General features: G+C 64.7%; 23 protein-coding genes. 8 read left to right on the plus strand and 15 right to left on the minus strand.

Annotated elements, in window-relative coordinates:
• Window positions 1-966, plus strand: a complete 966-nt coding sequence (gene secF / locus KJP29_RS10885; protein WP_218463583.1) for a protein translocase subunit SecF — start codon at window positions 1-3, stop codon at window positions 964-966.
• Window positions 967-1,035: 69 nt separating this feature from the next.
• On the opposite strand, the gene KJP29_RS10890 is transcribed toward secF, so the two are convergent.
• The 3 genes from KJP29_RS10890 to KJP29_RS10900 form a co-directional block, all read right to left on the minus strand.
• Complete coding sequence (locus KJP29_RS10890) at window positions 1,036-1,362, minus strand: DUF4180 domain-containing protein (RefSeq protein ID WP_255553568.1); 327 nt, start codon at window positions 1,360-1,362, stop codon at window positions 1,036-1,038.
• A 49-nt stretch (window positions 1,363-1,411) separates the two neighbouring features.
• Window positions 1,412-2,686 (minus strand): phosphopyruvate hydratase, encoded by a 1,275-nt coding sequence (eno, locus tag KJP29_RS10895; RefSeq protein WP_218463585.1) that lies wholly within the window; start codon window positions 2,684-2,686, stop codon window positions 1,412-1,414.
• Window positions 2,687-2,777: 91 nt separating this feature from the next.
• Window positions 2,778-3,686: a DMT family transporter gene (locus tag KJP29_RS10900; protein ID WP_218463586.1), complete on the minus strand. Its 909-nt coding sequence runs from the start codon at window positions 3,684-3,686 to the stop codon at window positions 2,778-2,780.
• A 72-nt stretch (window positions 3,687-3,758) separates the two neighbouring features.
• On the opposite strand from KJP29_RS10900, the gene KJP29_RS10905 reads away from it, so the two are divergent.
• On the plus strand, window positions 3,759-4,214 hold the full coding sequence (locus tag KJP29_RS10905) for a GNAT family N-acetyltransferase (protein ID WP_218463587.1): 456 nt from the start codon (window positions 3,759-3,761) through the stop codon (window positions 4,212-4,214).
• Here the strand turns inward: KJP29_RS10905 and KJP29_RS10910 are convergent.
• Genes KJP29_RS10910 through KJP29_RS10920 form a run of 3 tightly spaced genes read right to left on the minus strand, consistent with a single transcriptional unit; the run spans window position 4,211 to window position 6,853 of the window.
• Window positions 4,211-4,750, minus strand: a complete 540-nt coding sequence (locus KJP29_RS10910) for a DUF1697 domain-containing protein (RefSeq protein WP_218463588.1) — start codon at window positions 4,748-4,750, stop codon at window positions 4,211-4,213. The genes KJP29_RS10905 and KJP29_RS10910 overlap by 4 nt on opposite strands.
• A complete protein-coding gene (locus KJP29_RS10915; protein ID WP_218463589.1) occupies window positions 4,747-5,574 on the minus strand; it encodes a PhzF family phenazine biosynthesis protein in 828 nt (275 codons plus the stop codon). The genes KJP29_RS10910 and KJP29_RS10915 overlap by 4 nt, the downstream gene beginning before the upstream one ends.
• Before the next feature lie 16 nt (window positions 5,575-5,590).
• The gene (locus KJP29_RS10920; protein WP_218463590.1) at window positions 5,591-6,853 is read right to left on the minus strand and encodes a sodium:proton antiporter; all 1,263 of its coding nucleotides are present in this window, start codon (window positions 6,851-6,853) and stop codon (window positions 5,591-5,593) included.
• Between the two features lie 134 nt (window positions 6,854-6,987).
• Here KJP29_RS10920 and KJP29_RS10925 point away from each other — a divergent pair, with 134 nt between their 5' ends.
• Window positions 6,988-7,914: a DMT family transporter gene (locus tag KJP29_RS10925; protein WP_370630864.1), complete on the plus strand. Its 927-nt coding sequence runs from the start codon at window positions 6,988-6,990 to the stop codon at window positions 7,912-7,914.
• Here KJP29_RS10925 and KJP29_RS10930 read toward each other — a convergent pair.
• A complete protein-coding gene (locus KJP29_RS10930) occupies window positions 7,865-8,590 on the minus strand; it encodes an endonuclease/exonuclease/phosphatase family protein (RefSeq protein WP_255553570.1) in 726 nt (241 codons plus the stop codon). The genes KJP29_RS10925 and KJP29_RS10930 overlap by 50 nt on opposite strands.
• A gap of 49 nt (window positions 8,591-8,639) precedes the next feature.
• On the opposite strand from KJP29_RS10930, the gene KJP29_RS10935 reads away from it, so the two are divergent.
• Window positions 8,640-9,446 carry a hypothetical protein gene (locus KJP29_RS10935; RefSeq protein WP_218463591.1) on the plus strand — a complete coding sequence of 269 codons (807 nt, stop codon included), beginning with the start codon at window positions 8,640-8,642 and terminating at the stop codon, window positions 9,444-9,446.
• Between the two features lie 13 nt (window positions 9,447-9,459).
• Here KJP29_RS10935 and KJP29_RS10940 read toward each other — a convergent pair whose 3' ends face one another.
• Genes KJP29_RS10940 through tyrS form a run of 5 tightly spaced genes read right to left on the minus strand, consistent with a single transcriptional unit; the run spans window position 9,460 to window position 15,178 of the window.
• Complete coding sequence (locus KJP29_RS10940; RefSeq protein WP_218463592.1) at window positions 9,460-10,872, minus strand: YdiU family protein; 1,413 nt, start codon at window positions 10,870-10,872, stop codon at window positions 9,460-9,462.
• An 18-nt stretch (window positions 10,873-10,890) separates the two neighbouring features.
• Window positions 10,891-11,829, minus strand: a complete 939-nt coding sequence (locus tag KJP29_RS10945; RefSeq protein ID WP_218463593.1) for a nucleoside hydrolase — start codon at window positions 11,827-11,829, stop codon at window positions 10,891-10,893.
• A gap of 9 nt (window positions 11,830-11,838) precedes the next feature.
• Entirely contained in the window at window positions 11,839-12,642 is an 804-nt protein-coding gene (xth, locus tag KJP29_RS10950; protein ID WP_218463594.1) for an exodeoxyribonuclease III, read from the minus strand.
• Between the two features lie 46 nt (window positions 12,643-12,688).
• Window positions 12,689-13,873 carry an NAD(P)/FAD-dependent oxidoreductase gene (locus KJP29_RS10955; protein WP_218463595.1) on the minus strand — a complete coding sequence of 395 codons (1,185 nt, stop codon included), beginning with the start codon at window positions 13,871-13,873 and terminating at the stop codon, window positions 12,689-12,691.
• 54 nt (window positions 13,874-13,927) lie between these two features.
• Complete coding sequence (gene tyrS / locus KJP29_RS10960; RefSeq protein ID WP_218463596.1) at window positions 13,928-15,178, minus strand: tyrosine--tRNA ligase; 1,251 nt, start codon at window positions 15,176-15,178, stop codon at window positions 13,928-13,930.
• A 67-nt stretch (window positions 15,179-15,245) separates the two neighbouring features.
• Between tyrS and KJP29_RS10965 the strand changes: the two genes are divergently transcribed.
• A complete protein-coding gene (locus tag KJP29_RS10965) occupies window positions 15,246-16,346 on the plus strand; it encodes an anhydro-N-acetylmuramic acid kinase (RefSeq protein ID WP_218463597.1) in 1,101 nt (366 codons plus the stop codon).
• A 91-nt stretch (window positions 16,347-16,437) separates the two neighbouring features.
• On the opposite strand, the gene rsmA is transcribed toward KJP29_RS10965, so the two are convergent.
• Genes rsmA through KJP29_RS10980 form a run of 3 tightly spaced genes read right to left on the minus strand, consistent with a single transcriptional unit; the run spans window position 16,438 to window position 19,565 of the window.
• Window positions 16,438-17,280 (minus strand): 16S rRNA (adenine(1518)-N(6)/adenine(1519)-N(6))-dimethyltransferase RsmA, encoded by an 843-nt coding sequence (rsmA, locus tag KJP29_RS10970; RefSeq protein ID WP_218463598.1) that lies wholly within the window; start codon window positions 17,278-17,280, stop codon window positions 16,438-16,440.
• Window positions 17,277-18,242: a 4-hydroxythreonine-4-phosphate dehydrogenase PdxA gene (gene pdxA, locus KJP29_RS10975; RefSeq protein ID WP_218463599.1), complete on the minus strand. Its 966-nt coding sequence runs from the start codon at window positions 18,240-18,242 to the stop codon at window positions 17,277-17,279. The genes rsmA and pdxA overlap by 4 nt, the downstream gene beginning before the upstream one ends.
• Before the next feature lie 6 nt (window positions 18,243-18,248).
• Window positions 18,249-19,565: a peptidylprolyl isomerase gene (locus KJP29_RS10980; protein ID WP_218463600.1), complete on the minus strand. Its 1,317-nt coding sequence runs from the start codon at window positions 19,563-19,565 to the stop codon at window positions 18,249-18,251.
• Between the two features lie 380 nt (window positions 19,566-19,945).
• On the opposite strand from KJP29_RS10980, the gene KJP29_RS10985 reads away from it, so the two are divergent.
• Genes KJP29_RS10985 through KJP29_RS10995 form a run of 3 tightly spaced genes read left to right on the plus strand, consistent with a single transcriptional unit; the run spans window position 19,946 to window position 22,710 of the window.
• Window positions 19,946-21,421, plus strand: a complete 1,476-nt coding sequence (locus tag KJP29_RS10985; RefSeq protein WP_218463601.1) for a leucyl aminopeptidase — start codon at window positions 19,946-19,948, stop codon at window positions 21,419-21,421.
• Between the two features lie 6 nt (window positions 21,422-21,427).
• Complete coding sequence (locus KJP29_RS10990; protein WP_218463602.1) at window positions 21,428-21,889, plus strand: DNA polymerase III subunit chi; 462 nt, start codon at window positions 21,428-21,430, stop codon at window positions 21,887-21,889.
• Window positions 21,890-21,936: 47 nt separating this feature from the next.
• Entirely contained in the window at window positions 21,937-22,710 is a 774-nt protein-coding gene (locus KJP29_RS10995; RefSeq protein WP_218463603.1) for a MauE/DoxX family redox-associated membrane protein, read from the plus strand.
• Window positions 22,711-22,714 lie beyond the last annotated feature (4 nt).

The raw sequence follows: 22,714 nt of genomic DNA on the forward strand, positions 1-22,714 counted from the left end.
ATGCGTCTCAAAATCATACCCGATGTGACCAACATCGATTTCTTCGGTCGCTCCCGCTACACACTGGGCCTGTCCGGCGTGCTCTTTGTCCTGTCCATCGTCGCCTTCTTCGCCTTCGGGCTGAACTTCGGCGTCGATTTCAAAGGCGGCACCTCGATCCGGACTGAAAGCCCGGCGGCGGTGGACGTGGGTGCCTACCGCGACGCGCTGACGCCGCTCGATCTGGGTGACGTGTCGATCACGGAGGTTTTCGATTCGACCTTCGGCGCAGACCGCAACGTGGCCTCGATCCGTATCGGCGCACAGAACGCGGACGAGGCGATCACGCCCGAGCAGATTGCCGAGGTGCGCACCGCCTTGAACGCCGTCGACCCCGAGCTGACCTTTGCCGCCGTGGAAAGCGTCGGGCCCAAAGTGTCGGGCGAGTTGATCTGGACGGCGGTCGAGGCGGTTCTGGCCGCCATCGGCACCGTCCTCGTCTATATTTGGCTGCGCTTCGAATGGCAGTTCTCGGTCGGCGCCGTGCTTGCGCTCGTCCATGACATCACGCTGACCATCGGCATCTTCGCCGCGCTTCAGATCCGCTTTGACCTGGCCATCATCGCGGCGCTCCTGACCATCGTGGGGTATTCGCTGAACGACACCGTGGTCGTCTTTGACCGTGTGCGCGAGAACCTGCGCCGCTACAAGAAAATGGACCTGAAGGAGCTTCTGAACCTCTCGATCAACGAGACGCTCGCGCGCTCCTTCATGACGTCTTTCACCACGCTGATCGCGCTTATCTCGCTCTTCGTGCTGGGCGGCGACGTGATCCGTGGCTTCGTCTTTGCGATGATCTGGGGCATCGTGGTCGGGACATATTCCTCGACCTTCGTGGCCTCGGAGCTCGTGCTCCGGCTCGGGGTAAAGCGCGACTGGACCAAGGCGGATGCAGAGGCGGGAACGCAGTTCACGACGGACCCGTGAGGGGCGGTTCACTCGCAACAGGAAACTCCTGAACGACCTCCGAGCCAAGGTTCGGGGGTCGTTCGCGTTTCAGGGCTCGCGCGGACTGTCGTCCTCTGCGAGGCTGATCGGCCCGGATACCGCGCTCTCGCGGATGAAGTCGCGGAATGCGCGCGACGCGGCCAGTTCCTGCGAGAAGTCGCCGGTCAGGGTCAGGGTGAGTCTGTAGTTGACGAGTTTCTGCGCGAGTTCACCCAGAAGCCCGCTCCGGAGGTCCCAGAACGCGGGCGCGAAGTCGGACTTGTCCATGGCGAGCGCGGCTACCTCCGAGAAAGCAGCGTTTCCGACAAGGTCTGCGATATCGTTCTTCGTCTCGATCATCTTTGCAGATTGAGCAATGGCGCGGCCAGAAGCCATAGAAAAAGGCCCGCGCGGGGGCGGGCCTTTGGTCCGTTTGCGGCTCGGATCACTTCAGGATCGAACGGCCCGCGTATTCGGCCACGTCGCCCAGCATTTCCTCGATCCGGATCAGCTGGTTGTACTTGGCGAGCCGGTCCGACCGCGCGAGCGAGCCGGTCTTGATCTGGCCGCAGTTCGTGGCCACGGCGAGGTCTGCAATCGTCGAGTCCTCGGTCTCGCCCGAGCGGTGGGACATGACGTTGGTGTAGCGGGCACGATGCGCCATATCGACGGCCTTCAGCGTCTCCGACAGCGAGCCGATCTGGTTCACCTTGACGAGCATCGAGTTCGCGACGCCCTGCTTGATGCCATCGGCCAGCCGCGCCGGGTTGGTCACGAAGAGGTCGTCGCCCACGAGCTGCACTGTGTCGCCCAGCTTGTCTGTGAGCAGCTTCCAGCCCTCCCAATCGTCCTCGGCCATGCCGTCTTCGATCGAGATGATCGGGTATTTGGCGCAAAGCCCGGCAAGGTAGTCGACGTTCTCGGCGGAGGAGAGCGATTTGCCTTCGCCCTTCATCTCGTATTTGCCACCCTTGTAGTATTCGGTCGAGGCGCAATCCAAGGCGAGGTAGATATCTTCGCCCGGCTTGTAGCCTGCTTTCTCGATGGATTTCAGAATGAAATCGAGCGCGTCGGTGGTTGAGCCGAGTTCGGGCGCGAAACCGCCCTCGTCGCCCAGACCCGTGGACATGCCAGCCGCGGAAAGCTCTTTTTTCAGCGTGTGGAACACTTCCGATCCCATGCGCACGGCCTCGCGGATGTTCTCCGCGGCAACCGGCATGATCATGAATTCCTGAATGTCGATCGGGTTGTCGGCATGTTCGCCGCCGTTGATGATGTTCATCATCGGGACCGGCAGGATGCGCGCGGCGGAGCCGCCGATGTAGCGATAAAGCGGCAGGGCCGAGAAATCGGCGGCGGCCTTCGCCGTGGCGAGCGATACGCCGAGGATCGCGTTGGCACCCAAGCGGCCCTTGTTGGGCGTGCCGTCAAGCTCGATCATCTCGCGGTCGATGGCTTCCTGGTCCGTGGCGTCGAACCCCACGAGGTTCTCGGCAATCTCGCCGTTCACCGCGGCCACCGCGTCCAGAACGCCCTTGCCCATGTAGCGCGACTTGTCCCCGTCGCGCTTTTCCACCGCCTCATGCGCCCCGGTCGAGGCGCCCGAGGGCACGGCGGCGCGGCCCATGGTGCCGTCCTCCAGCATGACGTCGACTTCGACGGTCGGGTTGCCCCGGCTGTCGAGGATCTCGCGGGCGTGGATGTCGATGATGATGCTCATGGGAACCCCCTTGTTCACGTTGGGGTCTTCATAGCAGGCAGGTCGCCGTCTTCAACGCCCAATGCAGGTTGATGGCGCAAACGAATTGCGCTCAGGTCCCGACGCGGCTGGGCGAGGCGACCGGGGTCACGCGGCGCAGCCGGCGGGCGGTCTGTGCCTCGCGGATGAGGGTATAGAGCCCGGCCCCGATGATCATGACCGACCCCACAATGGTGAGCCTGTCGGGCACTTCACGGAAGATGAAGAAGGCGAAGAGGATTGCGAAGATGAGGCGCGTGTAGCGAAACGGCGTCACGGCCGGCACGTCGCCGGTCTGCATCGCGCGGGTGAGAAGGTAATAACCGACCATGCCAAGGCAGGTCGCGGCCAGGATCATCGCGGTGTCGCTGGCGAGCGGCACGATGGGGCCCTGATCGAAGGCGAGAAGCAGGATCCCCGCCGGGACCCCCATGAAAAACCCCCAGCTCGATGTCTGGAGCGCGTGGACATGGGCCGGCTGCATCCGCGTGGCCACATCGCGGGCGGCAAGTCCGATGGCTGTGCCAAGCCCGAGGAGCGCCTCGGGACGGAAGCTCTCCATCCCCGGCCGCAGGATCACGAGGACGCCCGCGAGCCCCACGCCGATGGCGAGCCAGCGACGCCAGCCGACGCTCATCCCCAGAAAGACAATCGCGCCGAGGTTCACGAAGAGCGGGTTGGCCTGAAGCATTGCCGAGATCAGGCCAAGTGGGAGCACCATCAGGCCGACCACGAAGCAGGTCGTGCCGAAGACCTCGCCAAGGTTCCGCACGATGATGACGGGGTGGAAGAACGACGATGCAAAGGGCGAATAGCCCCGCCGCCACGCCATGAGGCCGAAGGCGACCGCGCCCACCGCGCCGAGCATGATCATAACCTGACCCAAAGGCACGCGCGCCGTCACGGTTTTGACCAGCACGTCTTCAGACGCGAAGAGCGCCATCGCAAGGGTCATCAGAAGGGCGCCGCGCAGGTTGTCCAAGGCGTGTCTCCAAGGCAGAGTGTCCCACGCCCTTAACCCGGATCACGCAGTCAGGAAAAGAGACGTTCGGTGATGGATGACATTGTCTTTCGTGATTACGTCACCGCGGATTTCGAGGCGCTTGCGGTCCTGTGGCGCGACAGCGTGCGCGTCATGGGCGTGGACGAGATCGACTGGCCGGGCATGGAGTTCTTTCGCGAGAAGCTCGCCGAGATCCTGGAAGGCGGCGAGGTGACGGTGGCGGATCAGGACGGCCGGATCCTCGGGTTTCTGAACCTGAAACCGGACGAAGGGGTGCTCGACCAGCTTTTCCTCGACCCGCGCGTGTTGCGCAGCGGACTTGGCACGGCGTTCTTCGCCCGTGCCTGTGCGCGGATGCCAGAGGGGTTCACGCTCTACAAGCCCTCGGCGAACCAGCGGGCGCGGGCGTTCTATCTGCGCATGGGCATGGTCGAAACCCACGAGGCCGCGCATCACGTCTGGGGGCACCCGATCACCTTCTATGCCTGGCAGCCGGCGGCGACCTAGCCGCGGGCGCGGATCATTTCGTCCAGCTTCGCCACCGTCTTGAGGTTGCGCGCGGTCGCGGGGACACCCAGGACGCGCTCGACCTTGGCCGCGAGTTTCGACCTGCCGATACCCTCGGGTGCGCGCAGGAAAAAGAACCGACCTTCGAGCGCATATTCCTCGCTCGTGAGCGCCACCGCGTCGAGTTTCGGGAGGTGGGGAGAGACGGGTTCCCGCGAACAGAACCAGATATGCGCGGGCTTGTCGCCTTCGGCGTCGGGGGCGAAGGGGTAGGCGGCCTTGGCCGTCGCGATGACGTCCGCGGGCAGGACCATGACTTCGGGTGCGAACCCATGGGTGCCCTCGACCGCCGCCGCCAAAGCCTTGGAAAAACGTGCCGCGTCGATGTCGCCCTCGAAGACCACGTTGCCCGACTGGATGTAGGTTTCGATCGCCTCGGCCCCGAGCGCCGCCATATGGGCCTTCAGGTCCTTCATGGGAAGCTTCCGGTCCGCACCGACGTTGATCCCGCGCAGAAGACAGACCCAGAGTGTCACGACACCAGCTTGCCTTCCATGACGCGCACGGCCTGTCCCGCGACGGTCACGGCGCCGGGTTTTGCCCGCACCCCGATCACCGAGGGACGGCCCATGTCTTCGCCCTGATGAATGGTCAGATCGAGCGGACCCTCCGCCTCGCACAGAAGCGCTCCGAGGGCGGCGGCGGCCGATCCAGTGGCCGGGTCCTCCGGGATGTTGTCGAGGGGCGCGAACATGCGCATGTGAACAAGGTCGCCGTCGCGGACATAGGCGGCCTGCGCGAAATCGAGCCCGTTCGGGTGGCGCGCGTGCCCTTCGCGAAAGGCCGCAACATCGCAGACGATATCGGAGAGCGCATCCCGGTCGGCCAGTTCCGTGAAGGTGAAGGCAAGACCCAGTCCCGCCATCACCGGTTGGCCAAGGATCACGCTTTCGGGCAGGCCGAGCGCACGGGCGACGAGGGCGCGGTCCGGTTCCGCGACCCGCGTCAGGGGCACCCGCGTCGTGAAGGATGCGCGGCCATGGGCGACGGTGATCTCCATCGGCCCGACGCCCAGTTCCAGGACGAAGTGGGGGCCAAGTCCCGCCTCGCCCAGAAAGATCGCCGTTCCGATGGTCGGATGGCCAGCGAAGGGCACCTCCATCGTCGGGGTGAAAATGCGGACCTTCGCGACGCCGTCCCCGTCCGGGGGGAACAGGAACACGGTCTCGGAAAAGTTGAACTCCCGCGCGATGCGTTGCAGATCGCCCTCGGCGACCTCGGTCCCGTTGGGGATGATCGCAAGTTGGTTGCCACCGAAGCGCCGGTTCGTGAAAACGTCGTAGACGAGGTAGTCGGTCATGGGGTCTGCCGTCCGGTCATACGAGTTCGGGTTCGCGCCCGACCCGGTTCGCGAGCCGCTTGATGGTCAGACCCTGAACGATGATCGAGAAGATGACCACCACGTAGGTCGCGGTCAGGATGACTGTCTTCCACTCGCTCTCGGGGAGCGCGAGCGCAAGAGCGACCGAAATCCCGCCCTTGAGACCACCCCAGGTCATGATCGGGATCACGCCGGGCGAACTGTCGGAAAAGGGCCGCAGGATGAGAAGCGGCACCGCAACCGCGACGAGCCGCGCGAGGAGCGCCAACACGATCGCTGCAAGGCCCGCGATGATGGTCGTGGCATCGAAGACGACGAGGAAGATCTCGAAGCCGATCATGAGGAAGAGAACCGCGTTCAGGATCTCGTCCACCAGTTTCCAGAAGGCATCGACATATTTGCGGGTCTCCTCGCTCATGCCGTGCTTCGCGCCGACCTCGCCGATCAACAGCCCGGCGCAAACTGCCATGATCGGGGCCGAGACATGCAGCGCGACGGCCAACTCGTAGCCCCCGAAGGCGAGCCCGAGCGTGATGAGCACCTCTAGCGAATAGTCGTCGATGAGCCGCATCACGCGGAAGGTGAGCCAGCCCAAGACCAGCCCCAGAAGCGCGCCGCCGCCGGCTTCGAGCAGGAAAAGCCGCGCAGCATCGACAAGCCCGCCGCCACCATGCGCCTCTTCCCCATGTCCGGCAGCACCGAAGGCGATGCCCACGAGGACGAGGTAGACGACATAGCCGACCCCGTCGTTGAAAAGCGACTCGCCCGCGATCTTGGTCTCCAGCGACTTGGGCAGGGATGCCTCGCGCAGAACGCCCAGGACCGCGACCGGATCGGTGGGCGAAATGAGCGCGCCGAAGACCATCGCGATGAGAAGCGGCATGCCGGTGATCCAGGAGAACCCGACGCCCACCACCACGGTGGACAGCCCTACGCCGATGGTCGCCATCAGGAACACCGGCAGCCATTGCGCCCTCAGGTCCTCGAGCTTCACATGCAGGGCGCCCGCAAAGAGCAGAAGTCCCAGCATGCCTTCCAGGAGGGCGTCCGAGAAATCGACCGAGCGGACCACGGCCTGCACCGTTTCCGACATGGAGGTGGAGGGCAGGAGCACTTCCAGAAGCAGGATCGACAGCGACGCGAGCAAGGACACCACAAGGATGCCGATGGAGCTGGGCAGCTTGAAGAAAAGGTAGTTGATGGCCCCGAACACGCCGGCCAGCACGATCAGCAGCGAAGCGATCTGAAGAAATTCCATAACCTGTCCCTGCACTTAATGCGCGTATTTGTGACTGGTTAGCACGGTCTTGTGCGCAGGCAAACATGCCATGACGTGGCGCTGCGATTGACTTCGTCGCACTCGCAACGTCCTGTCGACCCCGAAGGAGGCGCATGCCGATGGAAGAAAAACGCAATCTGGAAGGGCTCGGGGTCGCGATGCTCTTGTTGATCTCGGTCGGGCTCGGCCTCAACCACGTGATCATCAAGCTGGTGAACGACGGGCTTCAGCCGGTCTTCGCGGCCGGGCTTCGATCCGTGGGCGCGGCCTTCTGCGTCTGGCTCTGGATGCGGTTTCGTGGGCAGCGGCTCGATTTCCGGGCCGGCACGATCGGGGCGGGACTGGCGATTGGCGTCGTGTTCTCGATCGAGTTCCTCGGGCTCTTCATCGCGCTCGACCTGACCACGGTGACGCGGACCAGCGTGATCTTCTATTCGATGCCGGTCTGGACCGCGATCATGGCGCATTTCCTGCTTCCGGGGGAACGGCTGACGCCGGTCAAGCTTGCCGGGCTGGCGCTCGCCATGGGCGGTGTGGTCTGGGCGATCGCGGACCGCGACGCAGGTGTCCCCGGAACCGCGAACATCTGGGGTGACCTGGCCGCGCTCATGGGGGCGCTGGGCTGGATGGGAGTCGCGATCCTTGCACGGGTGACCTCGCTCAACCGGGTGTCGCCGGAGATGCAGATGTTCTGGCAGCTTTTCATCTCCGGCCCGATCCTGCTCTTTGCCGCGCTCTTCTTCGGACCCTTCATCCGGGACCTCGTGCCCCTGCACTGGGTCGGCCTTGGCTATCAGACGGTGGTGATCGCGGCGGCGGCCTTCCTTGCGTGGTTCTGGCTTCTCAATCGCTACAAGGCTTCGGCCATCGCGAGCTTCGCGTTCCTGACCCCGATCATTTCGGTCGGGCTGGGCTGGCTGGTGCTGGACGAACCGATGTCGGCTTCCATCGCGCTCAAGCTCGCTCTGGTCGCGGGCGGGATCGTCCTGATCAACCGACCGCCGAAACGGCAGGTCGCACGGCCCCATCCGGCAGAGTGAGCTTCACCCAGACCGGCAGGTGATCCGAGGCGATCCGCGTGAGTTCTGTCATGTGCACGCCCTTCTCGCGCACCTCGATGTCATGGGTCAACGCCACCCGGTCCAGTGCGCCCGTCGGCCGAACCGTGGGATAGGAAGGGCCGGGCATGTGGAGGTGGAAATCCGAGCCAAGCTCCTCCATCCCTTCGAGCCGGGACCATTCGTTGAAATCGCCGAGGATCGCGGTGGGAATGTTGCGTTCGGTCAGGATGCTGCGCAACTGGCGGAGCTGACCATGGCGATGGCGCCTGAGAAGCCCGAGATGGACCCCGACCACTCGGAAGCGGTCTTCGATCTCGACCGCCACCGCGCCGCGCGGTTCGAAGAAGGGCAGGTCGATCCGCGTGCAGCCGGTCACTTCGATCCCGCGTTTGACGAGCACAGCGTTTCCGTGCCAGCCGATCGACACGGCATTGGTGGCGAGAGGTGCCGGAACGAAGTCCGTGTGATCCGAGATCATCCGGGGCGGTAGGGCGGCGGGGCGCTGCCCCAGCCGCTTGTCGGCTTCTTGCAATACGACGACATCGGCATCGAGCGTGTTGAGCACGTCCAGAATACGGGCGGGGTCACGACGACGATCCCGACCGACAGCTTTGCGAATGTTATAGCTCGCGACTTTTATGGCACCTTCTGTCATGATGTCATAACGCCCGGAACCGAAACGAGTTGCCAGTCATTTTCGCACCATGTTTCTGCGTCGTCACAGCTTTATCACTTATGCGGTCTGGATCGTGCTGCTCCTTGCCAGCATCGCGGCCTTTGCCCTGCGCGATTTCATGATCGGAGCCGTTGGTCTTGCCACCATCGCCCTGTCGATGGCTCCGGCCTATATGGCGGAGCGGTTCGACCTTCGTATTCCGGTCTATTTCTACACGGGGATCGTGCTGTTTCTCTTCGGGACGATCTTCCTGGGCGAGGCCTATGCCTTCTACGACCGGTTCTGGTGGTGGGATCTCGCACTTCACGGGGCGAGCGCGGTGGGCTTCGGCATCGTCGGATGCGTCCTCACGCTTCTCATGTTCGAGGGCGACCGCTATGCCGCGCCACCCTATGCGGTGGCAGGAATTTCGTTTTCCTTCGCCGTGACCATCGGCGTGATCTGGGAGATCTTCGAGTTCGGCATGGACCAGACCTTCGGCACCAACATGCAAAAGTCCGGGCTCATGGATACGATGGGCGATCTGATCGTGGACTGCCTTGGCGCCGGCGTGGGTGCCGCGACAGGCTATGCCTTCTTGCGGTGGCGGATGCGCGCGGGCCCGATGGGGGTCATCGCAGAGTTCATTCTGCGGAATCGACGCTGGTTCCGGCGGGGCAGCGCGCAGCTCGCCCGGGAAGCCCGGCACGACGCGACCGTGGTGCAGGACGACCGCGCCGCAAGGATCCGTGCGCAGATCGCGGCGCTGGAGGCGGAACTGGACGCGTGCGAGGGTGTCGGCTCCGCGGGCGACGAAGGGTTCGTACAGCGGGATGCGGAGGGGGCACAGGTCTGAATCGAGGGGTTCGTCAGGTGCCGCAGAAGGTCCGCAGGACACGCTCGGACGGGAGCGGCGGCGTGGCGTAGTCGGCCGTGAGCGGACCCTCGTCGTAAGGATGGGCGAGCACCTCGTTCAGGCGTTCGAAGGGGGCGAAGTCGCCTTCGACGGCCGACGTGATCATCTCTTCGACCCGATGATTGCGCGGGATAACCGCGGGGTTCGCGGCCCGCATGGTCGCTGCCGGATCGTCCGGCTCGCGGGCCAGACGGGCCTGCCACTCGCCCTGCCAGCTGTCCCATGCGCCGGGGTCGGTCAACTGCTCCGAGGCGTCACCGGTCACGAGCGCCCGGAAGGTGTTCGTGAAATCTGCCTGCGACGTGGCCATCCGGGAGAGCAGCCCCTGAATGAGCGCCCCGTCGCCGTCATCTTGCGTGACCAGACCGATCTTCGCCCGGAACAGGCGGATCCATTCCGCGCCGAAGTGATCCGGGAAGGCGTGAAGCACCTCTTCCGCCTTGTCGATAGCCTCCTCGCGGTCGCTTTCGATCAGTGGAAGCAGGGAGGTCGCAAGCTGCGCGAGGTTCCAGATCCCGATATTGGGCTGGTTCTGATAGGCATAGCGCCCCTGGTGGTCGATGGACGAAAACACCGTCGCCGGGTGGTAGGCATCCATGAAGGCGCAGGGACCGTAGTCGATCGTTTCGCCCGAGATCGCCATGTTGTCCGTGTTCATGACCCCATGGATGAAGCCGACCGACATCCAGCCCGCAATAAGCCGTGCCTGAGCCTGGGTCACTGCCTTGAGGAGCCCAAGCGGGCCTTCGGCATCGGGGAAATGCCGGGCGATGGCATGTTCTGTCAAAAGCCTCAGCGCCTCGGTATCGCCACGGGCGGCAAAGGCCTGGAAGGTGCCCACACGCAGGTGCGAAGACGCAACACGGGTCAGCACGGCGCCCGGGAGCACCGCTTCACGGATCACGTTTTCGCCTGTGGCTACGGCAGCGAGTGCGCGAGTCGTGGGTATGCCGAGCGCATGCATCGCCTCGGACACGACATATTCACGCAGAACCGGGCCAAGCCAGGCGCGCCCGTCACCGCCCCGGGAATAGGGTGTCCGGCCCGCGCCCTTCAGCTGGATATCCCGGCGTTTGCCGTCCCGGTCGATGACCTCGCCCAGAAGGATCGCCCGGCCGTCGCCAAGCTGTGGCACGAAGTTACCGAACTGATGGCCGGCATAGAGCTGTGCCAGCGGCTCGGCCCCGTCGGGCACCTGGTTCCCGGCAAGTTCTTCGGCGGTCAGGCTGTCCGGGTCGATCCCGAGGCTTTCGGCCAGACGCCGATTGACGGCGATCAGGCGCGGCGAGGCGACCGGGACGGGGATCTGCCGGGCATAGAACTGCTCGGGCAGGCGGGCATAAGAGTTATCGAATGAGGCACGCATGGTCCTCAGGTAGGAACGCTAGGGAAGCCGCGCAAGCCGTTCGGTCAGCAGTTCGAAGAAACCCTCGGCGTCCAGATCGCTCATGAAGGTCGCGTTCGGCGCGCGGTCGGTCACGCCCCACCAGTCGACGACGGTCATACCGAGCGTGAGCTCGGACTGCACCTCGACCTCGACATTGACGAAGCGGCCGGAAAAAAGCTCTGGCCGCAGCAGATAGGCGATCACCGTGGGATCGTGGAGAGGCGCGCCTTCGGAGCCGTATTTCGCCTTGTCGAACCGTTCGAAGAACTCGGTCATCTCGGCGGTGAAGGTGCCGGTGCGGTTCCCCAGCGCGCGGAAGCGGTCGTTGCGCGCCTTGGTGACCAGCGCCTTATGAGTCAGGTCGAGCGGCATGAGCGTGATAGGGAGCCCGGATTTCAGAACGATTTCCGCCGCTTCCGGGTCGACATAGATGTTGAATTCGGCGGCGGGCGTGATGTTTCCCACCTCGAAATAGGCTCCGCCCATCGACACGATTTCGGCCACGCGTGGGATGATGTCGGGGGCCTGTTGGAAGGCCTTTCCGACATTCGTCAGCGGCCCGAGCGAGGCGAGCGTTATGCTCCCCGGTTCTTCCACGCGCAGCGTGTCGATGATGAAGTCGACGGCATGCTCGCTGTGAAGCGCCATCTCCGGTTCCCAAAGCTCCGGTCCGTCGAGCCCGGTGCGGCCATGCACATGCTCCGCCGTCACGAGCTTGCGTTGTAGCGGTGCGTCGCAGCCTGCGAAGACCGGGGTTTCGGGCTTGCCCGCCACCTCGCAGATGATGCGGGCGTTCTTCTGAGTGAGCGGCAGCGGCACGTTTCCGGCCACCGCCGTGATCCCCAGAACCTCGAGCTCGGGCGAGGCGAGCGCCAGCAGGATGGCAACCGCGTCGTCCTGACCGGGGTCCGTGTCGATGATGATTTTTCGAGCCAAGGTAACCCCTTACGCGGCGAGATTGACCCATATCGGTACGTGGTCCGAGGGTTTGTCGCGGCCCCGCACCGCCTTGTCGATCTGGCAGTCAGTCAGAAGATCGGCGCATTGCGGCGACAGCAGGAAATGGTCGATCCGGATACCGTCGTTTCGCTGCCAGGCACCACGCTGGAAATCCCAGAAGGTGAACTGCTCGGCCGACTGATTGCGCGCGCGGAAGGCATCGGTGAGGCCCAGATTGCACAGCCGCCAGAACGCGCCCCGGCTTTCGGGCTGAAAGAGCGCGTCGTCGCGCCAGTTCTCGGGGTGGCGCGCGTCGATCCCCTGCGGGATGACGTTGTAGTCCCCGGCCATTAGAAAGGGCTGTTCGAGCGCGAGCAATTCCTTCGCGCGCGCCTCGAGCCGTTCCATCCACCGCAGCTTGTAGGCGAATTTCTCGTCGCCGACGGGATTGCCGTTGGGCAGGTAGAGCCCGCAGATGCGCACCGCCGCCGTGTCGCCCATCACGGTCGCCTCGATATAGCGCGCCTGTTCGTCGTCCTCGCCGTCGCGCCCGGTGCCCGTCCCACCCGGCAGGCCCCGCGTGACGTCCTCGAGCGGGCGTTTCGACAGTAACGCCACGCCATTGAACGCCTTCTGGCCATGTGTCTCGACGTTGTAGCCTAGGTCTTCGAAGGCCTCTCTGGGGAAATTCTCGTCGACGGATTTGATTTCCTGAAAGATCACGACGTCCGGATCGGCCTCCTTGAGCCACTCGGTCACGGCGGGCAGGCGGGCCTTGACCCCGTTGATGTTGAAGCTCGCGATTTTCATGGGTGCTCCTGTCGTTGAGGGCAGAGTAGCGGCGCGCGCAGCGGGGTTAAAGCGCCAAACCACGCGCGATGGTGGTCCCGGCGGCATGGGCCGACGACCACGCCCATTGAAAGTTGTAGCCACCGAGCCATCCAGTTACGTCGACCGCCTCACCGATCACGTAAAGGCCGGGCAGGTGCTTGGACATCATGGTCTTGGACGAGAGCCCCTCCGTGGAAATACCCCCCAACGTGACCTCTGCCGTGCGGTAGCCCTCGGACCCCGTGGGCGTCAGCACCCAGTCGCGCAGGGCGGCATCCAACGCCTTCAATCGCTCGTCCGATTGATCGGCAAGGTTGCCGGCCAGGCCAAGCTCCGGTGCGAGGTGTTCGACCAGCCGGGCCGGGAGGTGCCGCGCCAGTTCCGTTGTCAGCGCCCGGCGACCCTCGTGCTGCCGCTGATCGCGCAGGACTTCGTAGAGGTCGGTGTCGGGGATGAGGTCGATGTGCACCGCCTCGCCCTCGCGCCAGTAGGACGAGATCTGAAGGATCGCGGGACCGGACATGCCGCGATGCGTGAAGAGCACCGACTCGGCGAAGGACGCCGCTTCGTTCCACACGGTCGCGCGCGCCGCCGTGCCCGAGATCGGCGCGAAGCGGTCTCCGAAGGTGAAGGGCACGAGGGCAGGGCGCGTCTCGACAATCTCATGCCCGAACCTCGTGGCGAGGTCATAGGCAAGGCCCGTCGCGCCCATCTTGGGGATCGACTTGCCGCCGGTGGCGAGGACAAGGTTGTCGCAAGTGTAATCGCCGCGCGACGTCGCCACGGTGAAGCGGCCATCCGCATGGGTCACGCTTGTGATCTTTGTGTCCAGCTGGACCACGGCACCGGCCTTCGCCGCCTCGGTCATCAGCAAGTTGACGATCTGCGTGGACCTGTCGTCGCAGAAAAGCTGTCCCAGGGTTTTCTCGTGCCAGGCGATGCCATGACGTGCCACGAGGTCGATGAAATCCCATTGCGTGTAACGCGCCAGCGCGGATTTGTGGAAATGCTTGTTCTGGCTCAGGAAGTTGAACGGGGTCACGTCCAGGTTCGTGAAATTGCACCGCCCGCCACCGGAAATCCGCACCTTCTCGGCGGGCTTCGCGGCATGGTCGATGACCAGCGTATCGCCCCCGGAATTGGCGGCACAGAACAGTCCCGCCGCGCCTGCGCCAAGGATGATCGTGCGGTGATGGTGCGGTTTCGCCATCGCGTTCAGACCGGGGGAAGGGCGCGCTGGACCAATGCCATGCGCCCCATTCCCTTAGCCCAGCGTGACCAGCGCGTGACGCTTCTTGCCCGCCGACAGCTTGATCGGCTCCGCGAGATCCGCCTGCGTGATCATCAGCCCACCGTCGGTCACATCGGCGTCGTTCAGCTTGGCACCCTTGTCGGCGATGAGGCGTTTGGCCTCCTTGCCCGTAGCGGCAAGCCCCGAGCGCGTGATCAGCTGAACAATGGAAATCCCTTCGCCCACTTCCTCCGCCGTTATGACGAGCGTCGGCAGATCGTCCCCGACACCTCCCTTCTCGAACACTTCGCGCGCGGTGGCCTCCGCCGCCTTGGCCGCCTCGGCCCCGTGGCAAAGCGTCGTCACTTCATTGGCCAGCACGATCTTGGCATCGTTGATCTGGTTGCCCGGCAGAGCCGCAAGCCGCTCGCATTCCTCGACCGGAAGCTCGGTGTAGAGTTTGAGGAACCGGCCCACGTCCGCATCCGTCGTGTTGCGCCAGAACTGCCAGAATTCGTAGGGCGACAACATATCGGCATTGAGCCACATGGCCCCGCCTTGGCTCTTGCCCATCTTCTTGCCATCCGACGTGGTCAGCAGCGGCGAGGTCAGGCCATAGATCTCGTGATCCAGCACCCGCCGCGTGAGGTCGATCCCGTTGACGATGTTGCCCCACTGGTCCGACCCGCCCATCTGCAAGACGCAGCCGTAGCGGCGGTTCAGTTCAAGGAAGTCATAGGCCTGCAGGATCATGTAGTTGAATTCTAGGAACGACAGCGACTGCTCGCGGTCGAGGCGTGATTTCACGCTCTCGAAGGACAGCATCCGGTTCACGCTGAAATGCCGCCCGATGTCGCGCAGGAACTCGAGGTAATTCAGGTCGTCGAGCCATTCGGCGTTGTTGAGCATCAAGGCGTCAGTCGGCGCTTCACCGTAAGTCAGGTATTTCGCAAACACCTGCTTCATCCCGGCGATATTCGCGTCGATCTGCTCCGGTCCCAGCAGGGGCCGCTCGTCCGACCGGAAACTCGGGTCGCCCACTTTCGTGGTGCCCCCGCCCATCAGGGTGATCGGCTTGTGCCCGGTTTTCTGCAACCAACGCAGCATCATGATGTTGAGCAGATGGCCCACGTGCAGCGACTTGGCCGTCGCGTCATAACCGATATAGGCGGTCACCACCCCGTTCACCAAAGCCTCGTCGAGCGCCTGATAATCGGTGCAGTCGGCCAGGTAGCCGCGCTCGATCATCACACGCATGAAGTCCGATTTCGGATGGTAGGTCATGGGCAATCCGTCCATTGTCTGGCGTTCGAGGGCTTTCTATAAGCCGCAAGAGGGCAGAGGAAAAGCCATGAAGACAAAGGGTCCGATCTGGGCGCTGGGCGCAATGTCCGGCACGTCGCTCGACGGCGTCGATGCGGCGATGCTGCAGACCGATGGACAGCGGGTCTTCGCCTTCGGCGACAGCGTCTATCAGGCCTACTCCGACAACGAAGCCTCGGTGCTGCGCGCTGCCCTCGGCCACTGGCCCGGCGAAGAGGGCGTCGCGGCCGCAGCCGAGGTCACCCTGAGCGCCCACCGCAATCTCCTTGCACGCTTCGACGGCGTCGACCTTGTGGGGTTCCACGGACAGACCCTCACCCATGATCCGCGCGGCAAAGGCACCCATCAGGCCGGCGACGGGCAGGCGCTCGCCGATGCCCTGAACCGACCCGTGGTCTGGGATTTCCGTTCCGCCGATGTGGCGCTCGGGGGCGAGGGCGCGCCGCTCGCCCCTTTCTACCACTTCGCCCTGGCCAAATGGATCGGCGCGCGCGAACCGCTCGCTTTCCTGAACCTCGGCGGTGTGGGGAACATCACTTGGATCGAGCCGAAACATGAACGGCCCGAAGATGACGGGGCGCTCCTGGCCTTCGACACCGGTCCGGCCAATGCGCCGATCAACGACCTCCTCCAGACCCGCCTGCGCCAGCCCTTCGACAAGGATGGCGCTCTCGCGATCAGGGGCACATCTGACGAACGCATCGTCGCCCGGTTCCTCGACCATCCCTATTTCCTGCGCATACCGCCCAAGTCCCTCGACCGCGACACCTTCGTAGGCCTTCTGGCCTCCGTCGCGGATCTTCCGGATGCCGATGCGGCTGCAACGCTCACCGCCTGCGCCGCCGGGGCCGTCGCCCGTGGCATGGAGCATTGCCCAAGCCCGCCCGAGCGTGTGCTCGTCTGCGGAGGAGGGCGCCGGAACCCGGCGCTCATGGCGGAACTCACGAAGCGCCTCGACCGGCCCGTCGTGCCGGTTGAAACGGTCGGCCTCGACGGTGACATGCTCGAAGCCCAGGCCTTTGCCTTCCTTGCCGTCCGCGTCGCGCGCGGCCTGCCGACCTCTTGCCCCGCGACAACCGGCGTCGCGGCTAATGTGGGCGGCGGCATCCTCAGCCAACCGCGTCCCTAGCTTCTCTGGTCCATAAGTATCCTGGGGGGTTTGGGGGGCTAGCCCCCCAACACGGTCGGATTTCGGCGCAGCCGAAATTCGAAGCCGGACCTCAGCGCGCCGCCACCAACCGCGCCAAGGCACAGAACGGTTCCAGACCGATTTCCTCGGCCCGGGCCGTCGGCTTGATCCCGGCCTCTTCCAGAAGCCCCTCGACGTCACCGCCCAGCCCCTTCAACGACGCGCGCAGCATCTTGCGCCGTTGCTGAAATGCCATCGCCGTCACGCGCGACAGAACACCCGCATCCGCCGGGAACCGTGGCTCGGGCAGGGCGACGAGGTGCACCACCGCCGAATGCACCTTGGGTGGTGGCGTGAAGGCCTCCGGCGGCAATTCCATCACGATCCGGGCGTCGGTGCGCCACTGCGACAGGATCGCCAGACGGCCGTAGGTCTTGGACCCCGGCGTGGCCACGATCCGGTTCGCGACCTCGCGCTGGAACATGAGCGTGAGGCTCTCCCAGGCAGGGGGCCAGACCTTGGGCGTGAGCCATCGGGTCAGAAGCTCGGTCCCCACGTTGTAGGGCAGGTTCGCCACGATCCGGATCGGTGGCGTGAGATGGGCCAGCGGGTCGATCTCGAGCGCGTCGGCGTTCACGACCTCGAGCCGGCCGGGGTAATGCGCGGCGATTTCTGCAAGTGCACCCATCGCGCGCGCGTCTTTCTCCACCGCGAGCACCTTGCGCGCCCCTTCCGCGAGCAGCCCGCGCGTGAGCCCGCCCGGCCCGGGGCCGACCTCCAGCACATCGCAGGCAGAGAGGTCTCCCGCCTGTCGCGCGATCTTGGCGGTCAGGTTCAGGTCGAGCAGGAAGTTCTGGCCGAGCGACTTCTTCGCGGTAAGCTCATGAGCCGCGATCACCTGCCTGAGCGGGGGCAGCCCGTCGAGCGCCGTCATGACGCGGCCTTGGCGGACATGTCGCGCGCCATGCGCAACGCGGCCATGAAGCTCGTCGGGTCGGCGCGTCCGGTGCCCGCGATGTCGAAGGCCGTGCCATGATCGGGCGATGTGCGCACGAAGGGCAGTCCGAGCGTCACGTTGACCCCGCCCGCGAAGTCGATGGTCTTGATCGGCACGAGGGCCTGGTCGTGATACATGCAGATCGCCACGTCATAGCCTTCCCGCGCCTTCGCGTGGAACATGGTGTCGGCGGGCAATGGGCCGACGAGCGCAAGCCCTTCGGCGCGAAGATCGGCGATGAGCGGCGCGATCATCTCGATCTCCTCGCGTCCCATCGCCCCGCCTTCGCCGGCATGCGGGTTGAGCCCGGCAATCGCGATGCGGGGATTGCGGAAGCCCTGTTCGCGAAGCGCCGCATGCGTGATCCTGATCGTCGTGGCGAGGCCCTGCCGCGTCAACGCCGATGGCACTTCGGCCAGCGGGATGTGGATCGTCGCGGGCACCACGCGAAGCTCGGGACAGGCCAGCATCATCACCACGTCGTCGACCCCGGCGAGATGGGCGAGATATTCGGTATGGCCCGGAAAGGTGAAGCCGGCGCCGTCCTTCAGCGCCTTCTTGTGGATCGGGGCCGTGACGAGCGCTGAAGCCGCGCCCGACAAAGCGAGGGTCACGCCTTCGCGGATCGCGTCGATCACATGCCGGGCATGGGGGGGCTGCGCCTCGCCCGGGGTGCGGGCCGGTCCGAAATCACGGTGAAAGACGGGCACGCCCGAGGACATCGCCGTTGCCGCCTCGTCCGGGTGGGCGATCCGGACGACGGGGCCGTCGATGTGGCGGGCGTCGCCGATGACGAAGAAATCGACCTCGCCGGCCAGCCGCTCCCATCCGCGGGAAATGATTTCGGGACCGATGCCGGCAGGTTCACCGATCGACACGGCGATGGGTTTGACCGACATCGGAGGTCAGAAATACTCGACCCGCGCCTGTGCACGCAGATCGGCCAGCAGGTCGTTGGCAAGCGCCCCCACACGCTGATTGCGCAGCGCGTCAGCGACCTGTGCACGGCTCACGCTGTCGGGCACCGCATTGCGACGGTTGCAGAGCATGAGAAACACAAGGGCGTTGCCGGAAGAGGTCGTGAGCGCGGTGGAAACCTCGCCGGGGTCGAGCTTGCTCAACTCGCCGCGATAGGCGGCGGGAACCGACCCTTCCGGCAATTCCTCGCGGACAAGTTGATCGGCAGGCAGGCCGCGGGCGATCGGGTAGAGGTCGTCGCAGATGTCGACCTCGGTCCGGATCCTCGCGGCTTCGGCCATGGTCGCCTCGGTGCGCCCGCCCGGAATGAGGAAAGCGGCGTATTCGAGCAGCGTGCCCACGTTCGTCGAGGTGATGGTTTCGCGGTCGCGCACATAATAGACCGCCACGCCAAGCTCGGGGATCATGACCGGGCGCGAGGTATTGCCCTCGGTGGTGTTTCGCAGCGCGGATTGCGCTTCGGGGGGCAGGGCGAGGATATCCATCCAGTCGCGTTCGCCCTTCGCGAGCCGCGAGCCGACGACGGAAAAGCGTGTCGCGGCTTCGGCGAACTCGGCTGGGTCCGAGATCTGGGCGAGCCGTTCGGCGCGCAGCATGGAGGCTTTCTCGCTCTCGGGCGAGGAGGCCGGCAGGATGATCTCGGTCAGGAGGAGTTTCACACCTGGCTGGGGTTCGGCTTCGGCATAGGCGCGGTCGATCTCGCTCTCGGTGATCTGCTGGCCGGCCGACAGGAACCGGGTCCGGGCAACTTCGCGCCAGAGGATGCCGGCGCGGGTGAAATCGCGGAACGTCTCGAACGAGATGCCGGCCTGCGCGAGGAACTCGGTCATCTGCTCGATGTCCAGATTGCCGCGTGCCGCGAATTCGAGCATGCCCTCGGCGATCTGTTCTTCCGTGACGGCAACGCCAAGACGCTCGGCTTCGGCCAGTTGCAGCTTTTCATTGATCAACTGCTCGCGCGCCAGTTCGCGTACATCGCCGGGCGCGCGCAGGAGGGTCAGGAAGGCCGTTCTCTGGCTCAGTTCGTAGGCGGTGATCATGTCGTCATTGACCTTGATCACCGGCGCGTACTGACCCTGTGCGAAGAGGGGGGTGGACATGGTCGCGACGCCGCCCAGAAGGACAGTACCGACCACCAGACCATGGCGCAGGCCCCTGGAGAGAACTGAGAAAAGGCCAGCGCCTTTAGGTCCCCGGTTTGCCTCGTCCGTGCTCACCCGTCCGCTTTCGATTGGTTGGTTCATGCCGCCCACCGTACTTACGATCTGTTCGTCGATCCGTTTCGGAAGGCAGAAGCCTCCCCCCATTGGCGGGCACATTAATCGGGATTTCAGGGTCATGCGAGGGGGAATCTTGATGGTTTTTCGGCTTTTGGCTCAACGTCGCGCACGATCCGGTGTTGTCGGGGCCGATTTCCACCACATCTGGCACGGTTTTTGCGTACCATGGTGAACTGGCGCCGATGACGCGGGCCCGGTGCGAGTCGCAGGGTCTTTGGATGAGCGTCTTTCCGGCTTCCTCGGGCCGAGTGGTTGCGGCCAACTTTGCAAGGTGGTTACCTGTCGACGAAACGCACCCTGCCGTGCCAATGCATTCGGCCCGCAGGCGTATTACAGGAGCCTTCATGACCGACGTGATCAGACCCGCCTTCACCGAACTCGACCTCGAGGCAATCGGGGGCCTCAAGGGACGTGTCGTCGTCCTGTCCGAAGGCGGCACGAAGATGGACAAGGGCGCGCGCCGGGTGAACCGCCTCATGCGGGGGGCACTTGCCCGCTGCGTGGAAAGCGAGGCCTTCGACAAGCTGAAGCCGGGCCAGTCCACGACGCTGTCCTATCCGGGCGGGATGGACGCGAAATCGGTCGAGGTGATCAAGATTGCGCCGAAGATGACGCCGGAGATTGCCCGCAAGGTGGGCGGTACGATCGGCAAGGTCCTGACCGGGGAAGAGGTCACGCTGCTGGGCGGTTCGGAGCGTCTCCTGGATCAGGTCGCGCTTGCCGCGACCCTGCGCGCCTATGCCTTCAACGCGCACAAGACCGGAGAGGCGGCCGAAGTGAAGCCCGCGTCGCTGACCGTCATGGTCAATTCGACAGACGCCTATGCCGCCTCGGTCGACGGGATCGTCGCTGTGGCAGAAGGCGTCTTCCTGACGCGCGATCTGGTCAACGAACCCGCGAACATCCTGACCACGACCGAATTCGCCGACCGCGCCAAGGCGCTGGAAGAGCTGGGCGTGAAGGTCGAGGTTCTGGAGGAAGCTGATCTCGAGAAGCTCGGCATGCGCGCGTTGCTCGGCGTGGGGCAGGGGTCTGAAAGCCCCTCGAAGGTGGTCGTGATGCAATGGAACGGTGGCGAGGCTGGGACCAAGCCCCTTGCTCTGGTCGGCAAGGGCGTCGTCTTCGACACCGGCGGGATCAGCATCAAGCCGGCCGGCGGGATGGAAGACATGACCATGGATATGGGCGGCGCGGGCGTCGTCACCGGGGTCATGAAGCTGCTCGCCAGTCGAAAGGCCAAGGCCAATGTCGTGGGACTCATCGGTCTGGTCGAGAACATGCCCGACGGCAAGGCACAGCGACCGGGCGATATCGTGACCACCATGAAGGGCGACAAGGTCGAGGTGATCAACACGGATGCCGAGGGACGCATGGTCCTGTGCGATGTGCTCTGGTATGCGCAGGAGCGGTTCGAGCCCGTGGGGATCGTCGACCTCGCCACGCTGACCGGGGCCTGCATCATCGCGCTGGGTCACGAGAATGCCGGGGTCTTTTCCAACGATGACGACTTCTGCAAGACCTTCCTGAAGGCCGCCGAAACCGAAGAAGAAGGCGCCTGGCGGCTTCCGCTTGGGGCAGGTTACGACAAGGCGCTCGAGAGCACCAAGGCCGACTTCAAGCATGTCGGCGGGCGTCCTGCGGGGGCGACGACGGCGGCGCAGTTCCTGCAACGCTTCATCAAGGACGGCACCCCCTGGATCCACCTCGATATTGCCGGTGTCGCCGATCTGAAGACGGCCACCACGCTTGCGCCCAAGGGGGCAACGGGCTGGGGCGTGCGGGCGCTCAACCGCATGATCGCGGACACCTACGAGGGATAGGCGCAGGTGGGCGAGGCATACTTCTACCACCTGACCGCGACGCCGATCGAAGCGACCTTGCCAACGCTCCTGTCCCGCGCGCTTGGCGCGGGCTGGCGCGTGGTGGTGCGCGGAACCGATGAGGGCCGGCTGCGCTGGCTCGACGACCGGCTTTGGGAGGGTGAGGGGTTCTTGCCGCACGGGACCTCGTCAGCCCCCCACGCCGCGGATCAGCCGGTGCTTCTGACGACGGAGGAGGTCGCGGTTGCCCCGAACGGCGCGCGTTGCCTCGTCAGCATCGACGGCGCCGACCTTGCCGCGTCCGACATCACCGCGTCCGAGCGGGCGATGATCCTCTTCGACGGCAACGACGACAGGGCCACCGAGCGTGCCCGCGAACAGTGGCGCAGTCTCACCGGGGCCGGGGTCAAGGCGAAATACTGGTCGCAGGAGACGGGCGCCTGGGCCCTGAAAGCGGAGAGTAAGTGAACTGAACCATTGGGCGTGTCCTGCGTTGGTCCCTGGGAGGACAGACGATGCCCAAAGACAGTTCACAGGGAAATTCCAGCCAGAAATCAGTGCTCTACCGCATGGTGATGCCTGAACATGTTTGCCCCTTCGGGCTCAAGTCCAAGGACCTGCTCGAGCGGAACGGCTACGAGGTCGAGGACCACTGGCTCGAAACCCGGGAGGAAACCGATGCCTTCATGGCGCGTCACGGGGTCGAGACGACGCCGCAGACCTGGGTCGGGGACGAGCGCATCGGCGGCTACGACGATCTCAGGGTGTTCTTCGATCTGGACCCGCCCGAAGACGAACGCTCCGATACCTCCTACACGCCCGTCCTCGCGATCTTCGCGGTCGCTGCCTTGCTCGCGCTTGGCCTGTCGTGGGCGAGCTTTGGAATGCTCTTCACGCTGCGCACGACGGAGTGGTTCGTGTCCCTGAGCATGACGCTTCTCGCGCTGCAGAAGCTGCAGGACGTAGAGAGTTTCTCGACGATGTTCCTGAACTACGACCTGCTTGCCCGTCGCTGGGTGCGCTATGGCTATATCTATCCGTTCCTCGAAGCCGGCGCCGGGATCCTGATGACCGCCGGCGCGCTTCTCTGGCTGGCCGCGCCGGTGTCGCTCGTGATCGGTGCGATCGGGGCGGTGAGCGTGTTCAAGGCCGTCTATATCGACAAACGCGAATTGAAATGCGCCTGCGCGGGCGGCAATTCCTCGGTCCCGCTGGGGTTCGTTTCGCTGACCGAAAGCCTCGCCATGTTCGGCATGGGGGTCTGGATGCTCGTGAAACCCTTCCTGTAACCGC

It is taken from the genome of Maritimibacter sp. DP1N21-5 (assembly GCF_019218295.1).
Taxonomy (GTDB): Bacteria; Pseudomonadota; Alphaproteobacteria; order Rhodobacterales; family Rhodobacteraceae; genus Maritimibacter.